Genomic DNA, 12,903 nt, shown 5'->3' with positions numbered 1-12,903 from the left:
GAGTTTCAATTTTACAGTAATCGATAGTCAAAAACCGTCGGCGGGGTCGATTTTCCCCAATCGACTATCCGCCCAACGCCTGATTGATAACCGACGTGTACGACGATTCGCCGATGTTGAACGCGACTTGGTTGTTGACCTGTCCATCGTGGTCTTGCTGGAACGCCTGCGAGAACTGCTCGGACAACTGCTGGCCGTAGTCGTTGTTCACGAACAGGGTGGACGCGGACTGCGCGCCGAGTCGTTCGGCGGCGACCTGCGCCATTACTTGGCCCTGAAGCAGGTCGCTCGGGGCCGTCCGGAAGACGTAATCGTTGTCCTGCAAGCGCGAGACGGTAATTGCCGTGCTGGACGGCGAACAGCCGACGATTTCGTTCGGGATGTACACCTCGCTCGCAACCGGGATATTGTTGCCCGAAGACGCCGGCCCGGAGATGGCAGGATATCCGGCATTGATGAGCGCGTTCGCGCCCGACAGCGACGCTTGTCTGTCGGTCTGCGTGTCCTCGACCTGCGTTTCGACTTGGAGGTCTAGGTCGGACTGATTCACCTGCTGAATCGGGAGTCTGGACGCTTGAATCATCGGCGTCCCGACGGAACCGAGGTCGCCGGTTTCCGGAAGCAGGATGCCGACTCTGATGGTTCGACCGGTGCCGCCGGGTGCGCTGTCCGCGCTCGGCCCGCCCGCGTTGCTCTCGAATCGGCGCGTGTTCACGGTTCTGACGCCATCTTCGGTCTGCGGCGCGAACTTCCACACGTCGTAGGAAGCCGCGGCGGGGTCGCCGTTTTGGTCGAAGTTGGTCGTACTCGATGCCCCTTGATAATTTATATCGTCGCCGTTCACCGCGGCGCGAACCCCCTCGACGAAGTTTTGTGGACCGAACTCCTGTCCGCCGGGATTGGCGATTCGGCGCATCTGATCGCGGATGGCCGACCCGGAGTTCTCACCTGCGGCGGCGTTCGCCAGAATCAGGATTGCGACGGAGTCGTACGACTGCGAGGTGAAAACGCCCGGCGGTTGGTTGTACTGGTCTTGGAACAGTTGGTTGAACGCCTCTTGGTTCGGGCCGGCGGCGGCGGGTGCGGTTCCGGTGACGTTCTGCATGTCGTTGCCGACTTCTTGCGGAAGCGTCGATGACTGCAGGCCGTCCGGGACAAGAACGTCGAGGCTCTGTCCGGTTGCGTACAGGTCACGGAACAACTGAATGCCACTTTGCGGATAGCCGATGATAGTGAGCATATCCGGGCCGCCGTCCTGCTGGAGGGTTCCCATCAGGCCGGCGGTCGTCGCGACACCTGCGCCACCCATCCCCCGGAGGTAGGTGCGACGGTCGATTTTTTGACTCATACCCGGAGGAACTGTCGTCGTTCTGCAAGAAAAATCTACCCCAAACTATCGTTATATATTTCGGTCGATTAATCCTTTCGTCGCCGATACAACAGCAGTTAGAACCGCGTATCATTTCCGCGGAACGGCGTCGAGCAGGGAAACGGAGTTAGTTCGAATCAGTCGCTTTGTTGATGACGGAGGTGTAGGAGTTTTCGCCCTTGTTGAACGACACTTTGTTCAGGACTTCGCCTCCTTGTTCCTCGGTGAACGACGAGGAGAACTTATCGGACAACTGCTGGCCGTAACTGTTGTTCACGAATAGCGTCGAAGCGGTGCTTCCGCCGAGTCGTTTGGCGGCGACCTGCGCCATTACTTGGCCCTGAAGCAGGTCACTCGGGGCCGTCCGGAAGACGTAATCGTTATCCTCCAAGTTCGTCACCGTGAGCGCGGTGCTCGACGGCGAACAGCCGACGATGCTCTGTTTGGTAAACACCTGTTTGCTCACCGGGATGAAGTTACCGGAGGAGGCGGGACCACAGATGGCCGGGTACCCAGCGCTGACGAGCGCGTTCGCACCGGAGAGCGAGGCTTGCTTCGTGGTTTGTGAGTCCTCAACTTGTGATTTAACCGTCACGTTGGTTCCCGCGTCGTTCACCTGCTGAACCGGTAGGTTCGCCGCCTGAATCATCTGACTCCCGACCGAACCGAGGTCGCCGGTTTCCGGGAGCAAGATGCCGACCATGATTTCGCGATCTTGGCCACCGGGCGAACTGTCCGCCATGTCGCCGCCAGCGTCACCGTCGAAGGTAATTGTATCGATGGTTTCGGACCCAGCATCCGTGTCCGGGGCGAACTTCCACACGTCGTAGGCCGCGGAAGCCGGGTCGCCTTTTTCGTTGAAATCGACCACGCTGGACGCACCCTGATAGTTGACGTCTTCACCGCGCGCCGCGGCCTCGACCGCCTCGACGAAGTTCTCCGGGCCGAACTCCTGTCCGCCGGGGTTGGCGACCCGGCGCATCTGGTCGCGTATCTTCTGACCATCGTTCGCACCCGCCGCCGCGTTGGCGAGGATGAGGATAGCGACCGCGTCGTAGGAATGGGCCGTGAACACGCCCGGCGCGCTTCCGTACTCGTCGCGATACATCTGCGTGAACGCATCCTGGTTCGGGCCGGAGGCCGCCGGAGCGGTTCCGGTGACGTTCTGCATGTCGTCGCTCACCTCCTTCGGGAGGTCGGCGTCAAGCAGTCCGTCGGGAACGATGATATCGTGGCTCCCGTCGGTGTTTTTGTAGTAATCGCGGAAGAGTTGGATACCGCTTTGCGGATAGCCGATAACGTTGATAACGTCGGGGCCGCCGCCGTTATCACCGCCGTTTCCATTTCCGTTACCGTCTCCGTCACCAGCGCCGCCACCGCCGATACAGCCAGCGAGACCGGCGATTCCGACAGTTCCGACACCCTTCAACACGTCACGCCGTTCGATACCATATCTCATGGATAGGGATGGGTATCGACTCTTGGGATATAAATCTACCTTTCGGGATTTTTAAAATTCGTCCAAATCGACTCTAGTTCCAGAAAATGTAATCGAGCTATCTAGTACTCGCGACAGTCGATACAAACCAATTGTCCGTTGACGTTCGCCAGTTCTCGCGTGAGTTTTCCACAGACCTCACAGATGCTTTGGCCTTCGTATTCGGTGTCGCCGCCGTTCGTCTCCATCGTTCCGACGAGTTCGGCATCGACGCCGGGGTCGGGGGCCGACGTGATGCTCGACGGAGATGCCGAGGCGGAAATCACGTCGCGTTCGGTGAGCAGGCCGACCATTTCGTCGTCGCGGGTAACGACGAGTCGTCTGATACCCTGTTGTGCCATCACACCCGCGGCATCGGCGAGACTGCGGTCTGCCCGCATCGAGACGACCGGACTCGTCATCACGTCGGCAACGGTGGTTTCGGCGGGATCCCCTTCGTCCGCGACGAGGTCGAGCACGTCCGATTCGGTCATGATTCCCACCGGTTCGCGTCCCCGAAGGACGACGACGCACCCCACATCCTCCGTCTGCATGAGTTGCACTGCGCCGAGAACGGAGTCAGATTCACTAACGCCCACGTATTCGCGGGTCATCATATCCCGGATTGTGACTTCAGCGTCCATATGTGAACGTTTGACACAACTATGCTAAAAGCTATCCCCGGCACCTTTATTCCCGCGTCGCGCGAATAACTACGGCCCACCGTCGGATCCCAGTCCGCTAGTGGAATTCGACGCTACTGCCGTCCGCGCGACACGTTTCAAGCGCGTGCTTTGCCGACATTCCGGCGTCCTGCGGAACTCGACCGTTCCCGACACCGACCTTCAACTCGACTTTCTCCGTCTCTCGAACGTGTTGAATGGCGTCTTCGTAAGCGGCTTCGTCCAGCTCCGGGCAGACTGCGATGACGTTGTCGCCGCCGACGAAGAAGGAGAGCGAATCGTGCGCCTCTCGCATGTACTTCATCAGCTCCGCGTAGCCCTGTTCGATGTGGATGAACGAATCGAAGGCGTTCACCTCGTCGGTGAAATTGCCGGTCATGTCGTTCACGTCGAAATGAGCGATTTGGACGTCGTCGTCGGTTCGGAACTCCTCGTCGACGGTTCGTCCGCGAAGGATTTCCCGCCGCGACTTATCCTGTGCGCTTCCCGCGTCCTGCAACTGTTCGGTTGCGTCGGCGAGCGCCTGCACGGGGTTGGTTCCGGTGGCGACACCGAGACTGACCGTCACCGGATAGCGGTTCCCGACCGATTCCTGTACGAGCGCGTGGTCGTCCATCGACAGGCCGTTGGTCACCGCGATCATGTTGTCGAACCGGGTGAAAAAGACGTAGCCCTGCCGATTGCCAATGAGTTGGGAGAGGTCGGCGTACAGACGCGATTGGAGCGTCTGTAGGTCTACTTCCCGGCGCGGTTCCGGTGTCACGGTCCACGGGCCGTAGTTGTCGATTTGAACCAACGTAATCTGGGCGTTCGTCACTGTTAGCTGTGGGTTTGCGCTTCTGGATTATAAGGAGTCCTAATCGTGATTTGCATCTCAAAAATGAGAACCGTAGGACGTGGCGACAGCTCGTTCGCTACGATTCGCCGGGTTCTCACCCGCCAAAATGATGGCAGAATTTAAATATCGAGCAACGCACTGATTTTCGTTCCGAGCAATTGAAGCGACTGCCCGAGAGTGACCCGACAATGACCATTCCGTCGTTCGTTATCGGCATCGCAGGGGGCACCGGCGCGGGAAAAACCACCGTTACCCGCGAGATTACCGAGGCCGTGAGCGACTCCGTCACTCGTATTCCGATGGACAACTACTACGAAGACCTCTCACACCTCGATTTCGAGGAGCGCGCGGAGGTTAACTACGACCATCCCTCGGCGTTCGAATGGGAACTGCTCCGCGACCATCTCGATGAACTTCTGTCCGGCCAACCCATCAAGATGCCGCAGTACGATTTTACGATTCACAACCGAAAAGACGAGTGCGTCACCGCCGAACCGACTAACGTGGTGATTCTCGAAGGCATCCTCGCCCTCTACGATTCGGAAATTAACGAGATGCTGGACTTGCAAGTATACGTCGAGACGGACGCCGACGTTCGAATTCTCCGCCGGATCGAGCGCGACGTGGTGGAGCGCAAACGCGACCTCGAAGGCGTCATGAACCAGTATCTCTCGACGGTGAAACCGATGCACGAGCAGTTCGTCGAACCGACGAAGAAACACGCCGACCTCATCATTCCGGAAGGTGCGAATCGGGTCGCCGTCAACCTCCTCGAAGAGAAAGTCAGAGCGGAAGCCCGTACGCACCCGACGTGGAACGTTGACGAAGAACTGAACCTTTCCGACGACCGCCCCGACAAGAGTACCCGACGCGCGCCAACCACCGCGACACCTGGCGGTAGCGGGGAGCGGTGGCATTCGGCGGAAAACCGGGAGTAATCGGGTTCGCTAGTCCGCTGTTTTCAGGCTCGTTTCTTTTCGGGATTCTCGCCGACCGGGTGGTAGTCCCAGAAGCCACCAGAGCGCATCGCGGCACCGACGCCGCGGTGGAACTCCACGATGGTCTCGAACTCCGTCGGTTCGACGTGGTCGAAGATGTCGGCGACACTCACGACTTTCTTGTAGTTGATTCGAATCGGTTCGTCTGCGTGTTCCTCGGCGAACTCCTCGCTCGAAAGGGGAAAATCCTCGTCTTCGTCCAGTTTCTTCGCGAGGATTGCGAGACCGTACTTCCGTCCGCCCTCGCTCCCTTCCTCGCCGTCTGGGTCGTGGGGCCAGTCCATGTTCGCACGTCCGTCCGGGGGGACGAAAAGGATTCCCTTCCGTCATCGATGCGCACGATACTCACGCGCTGTCGCTCTTCGGCGACGAAAGACCGTGTTCGACGAGACTGCGATGGCCGCGACGGAGTCGCTCCGAGATGGCTTGATGTGAAACCCCCAACTCCTCCGCGAGGTCTTCCGTCGTCGCGTTCCGTGGAATGTCGTAGTAACCGCGGTCGATTGCGGTTTGTAGCGTTTCGTACTGCTGTGTCGTGAGTCCACGCGAATCTTTGAGTAGTGTCGTCTGCTCGTGTACGTTTTTCACCTCGACAGGGAATCCAGCGTCGCGACACGATTCGTACACGGTCGAAAACGCATCTCGGTCTTCGGATTGAATTCGAAACTGCCACTCGCTGGTCGCCGCGCTCGCGGCGAGAACGGTCGTCTCGTTTTTCGCTAGAAGGTAAACGACTTCTCGAACGCGTTCACACCAGTTCATCCAGAAGAGTCCGCGGTTGCCGCGGGACGTGATAACGGTACAATCGGTGACGGACGAGTCAGTCGTCAGCACCGACTGGAGAACGGCAATATCCGACGTTATCGCCTGCATCTGCGGCATAACGCGTTCGGTATCGTGCGCAACGACTCCCACGATTTCGAATTTGGCTCCGGGGATTCGGGAGAACGTTTCGCGGAGCGCAAACTCGCTCGCCGGGAGTGCAATTTCGGCAATCGTACTCACCCGAGCGAGATGAAAGTGCACCCAGTTCGCTTTTCTGCTTGCGGATTCATGCGACTTTAAATAGCCGTGGTAATTTCGGGCGAAACAGTTCGAGGGAATTGCACTTTAACAGGTGTATAATTAACTCCGTAGAACGGTGAAGACGGGTCATGGTGCCGCACGCGAGGGGGATTTGAGAAGCATGTCAGGCGCGTCATCGGGTGGATTCATTCACGGAGCGCTCATCGGTGGTGGTCTGGTCTTTTTCGTCGCCGGGATGATTATCGTTGCGGGGATTCCGGGTATCCTCGGGTCGCCGTCGGGCGGAATGGACGACGGAACGACAGTCACGACGACGGAAACTACACAGCCGACCGAAACCTCGACCGAGCAGTCCACGACGGAATCGTCACAATCGACGACGCAGCAACCGCAAACGACGACAACTACGACAACGACGCAGACGACCACAGCGCGACCGTCCGAGAAGACCGTGCTTTACCGCGTCAATGTCGGTGGCCCGCGGATACCGATGTCAGACGGCAGTCCCGACTGGGATCGGGACTCCGAACAGCGTCCATCCCGGTTCGGGAACGCGCGCGAAAGCGGCAGTCACACGAACACGACGAACGACCGAATCGGAACGACATCGTCAGTTCCACGGGGAACGCCCGAAGCGGTCTTCCAGAGCAGGCGATACGACGCCAACAACCCCAACGACTTCAGCGACGACACCGAGATGCAGTACCGGTTCCCGGTCGAGGGTGGCAAGTACGTCGTCCGCCTCTACTTCGTCGAGTCGTACTTCGGTAACTCCGACTGGAACGACTACGACGAGAAGGGACCGCGAAAGTTCGACGTCGAAATCGAAGGAAAGCGAGTTCTCGACGATTACGACATGTACGAGGAACTGGGTCACGACAGGGGAACCGTGAAATCGTTCGCCGTGGAACCGAAGGATGGCACGATTGACGTGCGCTTCCTGCACGAAGTCGAAGATCCGATGCTCTCCGGAATCGAGGTCGTTCGGGTAGACCGCGGAAACGGGAACGCACAGAACGACCGAACTGCCAACGGCGAGGATAACTGGGACAACGAGGGCGACGGTCGAGATGACCGGAGTGACGGAAACGACGAGTGGAATGAGGATGATTGGTGGAACGAGTTGTCGATTCCGGATTCGACGCCCGCGCTCTCGCTCGACGATTCCACTCTCGAAACACCGACTCGCGATATTCGTCCAACGGGTGCGCACGAGTTTCGGGTTTCGGCGGCGTTTCGGTCATCTCGATAGCGTCCTCGGAATTATCACTGTGTCATCCCTCCCCGGTTGTTCGGCGGAAACCGACATGCACCGGGCGTGAATGCGCGACGGCAAGCATGTCCGGATACTGTACCGGGCGGAGGAACCAATCGGTGTAAGGGCTGTGGGGCGGTGTTTTGTGTCCCAGAGTCCGGAGCGGTTCCGGCATCACGTCGCAATTCTCGACTTGAAGGTTGTCGGAGATAGATAAAAATGAGCGCACGGTGTACTCTCCTGACTGGCGAGCGAACGCTCCACGGAGCGTTCGCTCGCCGAATAGTCGTGTGAAAACGGTGGGAATGGGATTTGAACCCATGAGGCATGACGCCACCTGCTTTCAAGGCAGGCGCAATAGGCCGCTCTGCCATCCCACCACACCGCACTCTACTGGATACCGGGTTTAAGAACTGTCGGTCTCTCCTCGGCGACGTATCGGGACGAATAGATTATTCGTCCGACGATTACCCACAGACATTGAATCATAACTGTTTAATTCTCCTGGTGCATCGGAACGGGTACGATGGCGTCACTGGATTTCGAACCCCTCACGTATGCGGAGCTACCGGAGAATCGGCGGCCGTCGCTGAGACTGGCGCTCCTGCCGGTTTTCGCGACAGTCGTATTCTTGGGCGTCGGCTCGGCTTGGCTGAAGATGGATCCGCACATTCCTCTGCTGTGGGCTATCGCGTTCACCGGGCTGGTCGGCTATTACGGATTGGAAATGTCGTGGGACGACCTGTACGGCGGCGTCGCGGACAGTCTCCTGATGGGCTTGCAGGCTGTCCTCATCCTGTTCACGATTTACGCGCTCATCGCGACGTGGATTAGCTCCGGCACGATTCCGGGGCTGATGTACTACGGCCTCCAACTCCTCTCGCCGACCATCTTCCTCCCCGTGACGGCGGTGTTGTCGGGCCTCGTCGCGTTCTCCATCGGTTCCTCGTGGACCACCGTGGGAACGCTGGGCGTGGCGTTCATCGGCATCGGCTCCGGACTCGGCGTCCCCGCCCCGATGACCGCAGGTGCCATCCTCTCGGGAGCCTACGCCGGTGACAAACAGTCGCCGCTCTCCGACACCACAAACCTCGCGGCGGCGGTGACCAACACCAACCTCTACGACCACATTCGGGGAATGCGAACCGGAACCATCCTCGCGTTCGGAATCGGTGTTCTCGGCTACGCCGTCCTCGGATTGCAGTCGGTTAGCGGCGGTTCGACCGGAAGCGTCGGCGAGATCCAAACCGCGCTGACGAGTACCTACTCGCTCTCATTGCTCGTCTTCCTCCCGTTGGTCGTCACCTTCGGACTCGCACTGCGCGGCTACCCCGCACTTCCGTCGCTCATCGCGGGCGTCTTCTCCGGGGCAGGCGTGACCATTCTCGTTCAAGGTCGGTCGTTCACCGAGGGGTGGCAGGTGCTCCTCGGCGGAACCAGCCCGGAGACGGGAATGGAGATGGTGAACAACCTCCTGGCGAGCGGCGGTATCGAAGGCTCCGCGTGGACGATTAGCGTCGTCGTCGCGGCGCTCACCCTCGGCGGCTTGCTGGAGACGACGGGCACGTTGGCAGTGCTCGCACACCACCTCTCGAAGAAAGTCAGCAGCGTCGGCGGACTGGTCGCCGGAACCGGTGCGTCGGCTATGCTCACGAACGTCCTCACGGCACAACAGTACATGAGCATCGTCGTCCCTGGAATGACGCTCAGAAATCTCTACGAGGAGTACGGGCTGGAAAGTAAAGACCTCTCGCGGGCAGTCGAGGCCGCCGGAACGCCGACCGGCGCGCTCATTCCGTGGCACGCCGGAGCGGTGTACATGGCGGCGGCGCTGGGCGTTCCGACGCTCCAGTACGCGCCATACTACTTCTTCGGCTTCCTCTCGCCCCTCATCCTGTTTGCGATGGCCGCATCGGGACTGGGAATCGGAACTCCGTCCGAAAGCAGAAAATCCCCTTCGACCGCGGACTGACGTCCGTTTTCGCACTCACCGAGCGAGTCGTTTCCTGAGCTATTTTCCTACCGCACGATTTCGCGCTTGCCGTTCGCTTCCTCGACGCGCAAACCGAGTTCGTGGAGATACGTCGCCGTGTTGACCGGCACGATTCGACCGGCGGCGATTCGCGCGTTCAGCAGGGGAACCAACGAACGCAAATCTTCGCCCGTCCGCACGCTCGTCATCGTCGGAAGGAAATCGACCTCGTGGCCAGCATCGACGCCTTTCTCGGTCAGGGTTTCCAGTTCCGGCGTGGCGTAGGCGTCGGTGAAGTCGATGGTGTCCTTCAGGCCGACGAAGTACGCGCGTCCGTCCTCGGCGGGCCCGAGGACGATCTCGCTCCGGCGGAGTTTCATCGCCGCGCTGTCGAGGTCTTTGCGCGTCAGCGTCGGGGCGGTTCCGTCCACGATTGCGACCGAATCGACGTCCTCCTCTCGGAGCAGGTGTGTCGCCGTGTTACCGGCGCGACCCGCGAACGTCTCGCCGACTTGCACCTCGAAGCGAACCTCCTCGTCTTCGTCGAGCGGTACGTCCGCAAGCGCTTCCTCAGCCAGTTTCCGGAGTTCGTCCTCCGAACCCGTCTCGCTCCCGAACTCGTCCGGAATCGCGTCGTCGGGGCGATAGTTGACCAGCAAATCGCCGCCGCTTTTTGCGGCGGCGACGAACGTATCTTTCAGCATCTCGGCGTACAGTTCCGTTACTTCGGATTCGGAGAGCGGGGACGATTCCGCAAGTTCCGGCAGAACGAACCCCTCGCGCGGCGGATCGGCCAGCACGGCGATGGTGGTCATACTCGGCAGTCGGCGCGGGACGGCCTTGAAAGCCACCATTTTATGCCCCGTCTGCACTCACTGTTCCCATGAAACGAACGAAGCCGCTCGCTTTGCTCGGCGTCGCCGTCCTCGCGGTGCTCGTGCTGGGCGCACTCGCACTGCTCGTGACGACCGTCTTTTCCGATGTCGCGGCCATCGCCACCTTCGTCCTCTGCGTCGCGTTCGTCATCGGACTGTCCGTCCTCGGTGCGAAATCGAAGCGGTGGCGACAGAACCCGTACTGGTAGCCGAAAAAGAAAGCCGACACTCGAACCGCTATCGACCCTGTCGACCCTTCGTCTGCCGATAGTCGGTTCCCATCAGCTCGGCGAACGCCTTCACGAACGCCTCGGTTTGCTCGTTGGTCTGTTCTTCGGGGTGAATCATCGGTACGAGTTCGAATCCCCGCCCGCGAATCGTCTTCCCGTGGTCGTCCGCAATGTCGAGTTCGCTCGCGCGCGTCGTCGTGTACTCCGTGGCGATTTCTTCGAGCGCGCGTTCCCCGACAGGGACGAGAATTTCCGGGTTAATCATCCGTATTTCGGCGTTCAAATACGGCTCGCAGGCCATTATTTCGCCGTCGTCGGGGCCACGCTCCGGATGACGGCATCGCGTCAGATACGTCAAAAATGCGTTCTCGATTTCGGGTTCGGTTTCGTCCGGAGCGGACTCGCTCAAACCCAATCGCCCGAGGATGTCCTGGAATCGTTCTCCCGCCGAATCTCCGGTAAACGGAATTCCGGTCTTGTCCGCCCCCTCGCTCGGCATCTCGCCGACGAAAAGGAACTCGGCACCCACGTCCCCGTACCCGTGAACGACGGTGTCGCGGGTTTCGCACAAATCGCAGTTGGTACAGGCCTCGTCCATATTGAACGGGTTCGAGCGCGTTTCCTGGTTCGCGTCCATGCGATCTCGTTGTGGCGCGACGGTAAAAGGGGCTACTCCTTGGCGATGGCGAGGAACGGCGCGACCCGGTCGGTCACCTCACGTATCGAGACCCGATGGTTCGACGCATCGTGGTCGATGAGACCTGCGTCGTCCAGTTTCGATAGATGAAGTTGATACAGCGTCGTGTGGTATCTACGGTCTTGATTCCCTATCGGCGCGGAGTCGTTTTCCTCGAAGTCGGCGACCGCCGTGGCCAGTTCCGTTACGTCTACCGGGCCACGGTTCGAAAGCAGATACCGAAGTACCTCGCGTCGCCGTCTCGACCGGAGGACGTCAAACAACGCGTCGATCGAGGGGGTGTCCGGGGCGTCGTTCCCCTGCTGTTGTACCGTCCACTCGGTTCCGTCGGCGGCGAGTTCGACCGTCGCATCGGTCATTGCGTGGAATGTCGCAATCGTCGAGTGGTCGTGGGAACGACGTTCGAGATAGAAATAGCCGGTCGCGTCACAATCGGTGAGGTGGTCGGCGACGTTGCGAAAAAACGGAACGATATCGACGAGCGGGACGTGCTCTAGTAACGACGTGAGCGAATCAAAAACGAGCGTCGTTTTGCCGGTCGCGGATTCCAGCGCCGCTTTGATGGCGGTTTCTATCTCACGGAGGTCGTCGGGTCGTTGGACGGTTTGGACGACAGTATCACCGTTTCCGCTCGTCTCGTTCGTCGATTCAGTCGCCATCGAGCGTATCGGCTGTTCGATATCGACGATTTGGGCATCGTTCGGAACCGTTCCGATTTGATTCCGCCACGACTGGAGAAACTCGTCCGCCGAGCGGTCGTACATTACCGCGACGACGGACTCCGTTTCGTCGTCGAGAAGTTGGAGTCTATCCTCGCAGGTATCTGCTTGGAGCGTCGGAACGGAAACGAGAATACGACGGTTCAGCCCGAAATCCGATGTCGGTTCGGTCATGGTCGCTCACTTATTGATAGGTCGAATGAAATCATGCTGGAACGTTCTCTTTTGAGGGTAGTTTCGTACCGTGGTCAGCGTCGGTCAAATTCGTCGATTCCGGTTCGCTCGCGAAGGAAGACGTGGCCGTTAGCGTGTGCGAACACTTCGAATCCGGAAATGGTGAATACGACGTGTCCCCGGTTTCGCTCTCGACCATCGTACGTGTCCGCGAAGAGGGCATCGAGCGCGTCCGGGTCAACGGAATCGGTCAACGGAATCGGCGACTTCGTCGGGTCGGTGTTCCGTATTATGGCGATTGCACTGAGCAGAGTTTCGCTAAGCTCCCAATCGGTCGTCGCGTCGTGATAGACGTGAAAACCGGTTTCGTTCGCAACGGGCGTTGGTTTCGCGTCGCTTCCGTCGAGGCCCGCATTCACCCCACTCATCAGATTTATATATTCGAAAGGAGAGCGTAAAAAATTTGCGCCGGTACTTTAATAGTTGGTGGGGCGACCTACCGGAATCGAAAATGGAGTCCTCCCGCGAAACTCCTGCATATCACGCTCGTAGGATGAGTTTACGTGTTCTAAGCGGTTCACGCCGAAGTG

General features: G+C 59.4%; 15 protein-coding genes and 1 tRNA gene. 4 read left to right on the top strand and 12 right to left on the bottom strand.

The genetic code is table 11. The features are described from left to right. Positions 1-64 precede the first annotated feature (64 nt). The 4 genes from LIX15_RS01275 to LIX15_RS01260 all read right to left on the bottom strand — a co-directional run bounded on the left by LIX15_RS01275 (position 65) and on the right by LIX15_RS01260 (position 4,346). Positions 65-1,309 (bottom strand): ABC transporter substrate-binding protein, encoded by a 1,245-nt coding sequence (locus tag LIX15_RS01275; protein WP_345410678.1) that lies wholly within the window; start codon positions 1,307-1,309, stop codon positions 65-67. A gap of 187 nt (positions 1,310-1,496) precedes the next feature. Beyond that, on the bottom strand, positions 1,497-2,828 hold the full coding sequence (locus LIX15_RS01270) for an ABC transporter substrate-binding protein (RefSeq protein ID WP_227775704.1): 1,332 nt from the start codon (positions 2,826-2,828) through the stop codon (positions 1,497-1,499). Positions 2,829-2,929: 101 nt separating this feature from the next. Next, positions 2,930-3,490 carry a CBS domain-containing protein gene (locus tag LIX15_RS01265; RefSeq protein WP_227775703.1) on the bottom strand — a complete coding sequence of 187 codons (561 nt, stop codon included), beginning with the start codon at positions 3,488-3,490 and terminating at the stop codon, positions 2,930-2,932. A 97-nt stretch (positions 3,491-3,587) separates the two neighbouring features. Continuing rightward, entirely contained in the window at positions 3,588-4,346 is a 759-nt protein-coding gene (locus LIX15_RS01260; protein ID WP_227775702.1) for a GTP cyclohydrolase III, read from the bottom strand. A gap of 209 nt (positions 4,347-4,555) precedes the next feature. Between LIX15_RS01260 and udk the strand changes: the two genes are divergently transcribed. After that, positions 4,556-5,305: a uridine kinase gene (gene udk, locus LIX15_RS01255; protein ID WP_227775701.1), complete on the top strand. Its 750-nt coding sequence runs from the start codon at positions 4,556-4,558 to the stop codon at positions 5,303-5,305. Between the two features lie 23 nt (positions 5,306-5,328). On the opposite strand, the gene LIX15_RS01250 is transcribed toward udk, so the two are convergent. Beyond that, positions 5,329-5,649 carry a DUF5785 family protein gene (locus tag LIX15_RS01250; protein WP_227775700.1) on the bottom strand — a complete coding sequence of 107 codons (321 nt, stop codon included), beginning with the start codon at positions 5,647-5,649 and terminating at the stop codon, positions 5,329-5,331. 61 nt (positions 5,650-5,710) lie between these two features. Beyond that, positions 5,711-6,370 carry a helix-turn-helix domain-containing protein gene (locus LIX15_RS01245; RefSeq protein ID WP_227775699.1) on the bottom strand — a complete coding sequence of 220 codons (660 nt, stop codon included), beginning with the start codon at positions 6,368-6,370 and terminating at the stop codon, positions 5,711-5,713. Positions 6,371-6,551: 181 nt separating this feature from the next. Here LIX15_RS01245 and LIX15_RS01240 point away from each other — a divergent pair, with 181 nt between their 5' ends. Further along, positions 6,552-7,643, top strand: coding sequence for a malectin domain-containing carbohydrate-binding protein (locus LIX15_RS01240; protein ID WP_227775698.1), 1,092 nt, complete (start codon positions 6,552-6,554; stop codon positions 7,641-7,643). A 22-nt stretch (positions 7,644-7,665) separates the two neighbouring features. Here the strand turns inward: LIX15_RS01240 and LIX15_RS01235 are convergent, their stop codons facing one another. Together LIX15_RS01235 and LIX15_RS01230 are read right to left on the bottom strand one after the other, a co-directional pair. Then, positions 7,666-7,968 carry a hypothetical protein gene (locus tag LIX15_RS01235; protein WP_227775697.1) on the bottom strand — a complete coding sequence of 101 codons (303 nt, stop codon included), beginning with the start codon at positions 7,966-7,968 and terminating at the stop codon, positions 7,666-7,668. Continuing rightward, a tRNA-Ser gene (locus tag LIX15_RS01230) sits at positions 7,944-8,026 on the bottom strand. The genes LIX15_RS01235 and LIX15_RS01230 overlap by 25 nt, the downstream gene beginning before the upstream one ends. 146 nt (positions 8,027-8,172) lie before the next feature. Here LIX15_RS01230 and arcD point away from each other — a divergent pair. Then, positions 8,173-9,618, top strand: coding sequence for an arginine/ornithine antiporter ArcD (gene arcD / locus LIX15_RS01225; protein WP_227775696.1), 1,446 nt, complete (start codon positions 8,173-8,175; stop codon positions 9,616-9,618). Between the two features lie 47 nt (positions 9,619-9,665). On the opposite strand, the gene LIX15_RS01220 is transcribed toward arcD, so the two are convergent. Beyond that, a complete protein-coding gene (locus LIX15_RS01220) occupies positions 9,666-10,433 on the bottom strand; it encodes a TIGR04282 family arsenosugar biosynthesis glycosyltransferase (protein ID WP_227775695.1) in 768 nt (255 codons plus the stop codon). 68 nt (positions 10,434-10,501) lie between these two features. Between LIX15_RS01220 and LIX15_RS01215 the strand changes: the two genes are divergently transcribed. Next, positions 10,502-10,702 carry a hypothetical protein gene (locus tag LIX15_RS01215; RefSeq protein WP_227775694.1) on the top strand — a complete coding sequence of 67 codons (201 nt, stop codon included), beginning with the start codon at positions 10,502-10,504 and terminating at the stop codon, positions 10,700-10,702. Between the two features lie 28 nt (positions 10,703-10,730). Here LIX15_RS01215 and LIX15_RS01210 read toward each other — a convergent pair whose 3' ends face one another. The 3 genes from LIX15_RS01210 to LIX15_RS01200 all read right to left on the bottom strand — a co-directional run bounded on the left by LIX15_RS01210 (position 10,731) and on the right by LIX15_RS01200 (position 12,741). Further along, positions 10,731-11,360 carry a uracil-DNA glycosylase gene (locus LIX15_RS01210; protein ID WP_227775693.1) on the bottom strand — a complete coding sequence of 210 codons (630 nt, stop codon included), beginning with the start codon at positions 11,358-11,360 and terminating at the stop codon, positions 10,731-10,733. A gap of 32 nt (positions 11,361-11,392) precedes the next feature. Next, the gene (locus LIX15_RS01205) at positions 11,393-12,313 is read right to left on the bottom strand and encodes a DUF7504 family protein (RefSeq protein ID WP_227775692.1); all 921 of its coding nucleotides are present in this window, start codon (positions 12,311-12,313) and stop codon (positions 11,393-11,395) included. Between the two features lie 74 nt (positions 12,314-12,387). After that, positions 12,388-12,741, bottom strand: a complete 354-nt coding sequence (locus LIX15_RS01200; RefSeq protein ID WP_227775691.1) for a HalOD1 output domain-containing protein — start codon at positions 12,739-12,741, stop codon at positions 12,388-12,390. Positions 12,742-12,903: the final 162 nt, after the last annotated feature.

Source organism: Haladaptatus pallidirubidus (assembly GCF_020700235.1).
In the GTDB taxonomy this organism is placed as follows: Archaea; Halobacteriota; Halobacteria; order Halobacteriales; family Haladaptataceae; genus Haladaptatus; species Haladaptatus pallidirubidus.
This window is presented reverse-complemented; position numbering and strand designations above follow the sequence as displayed.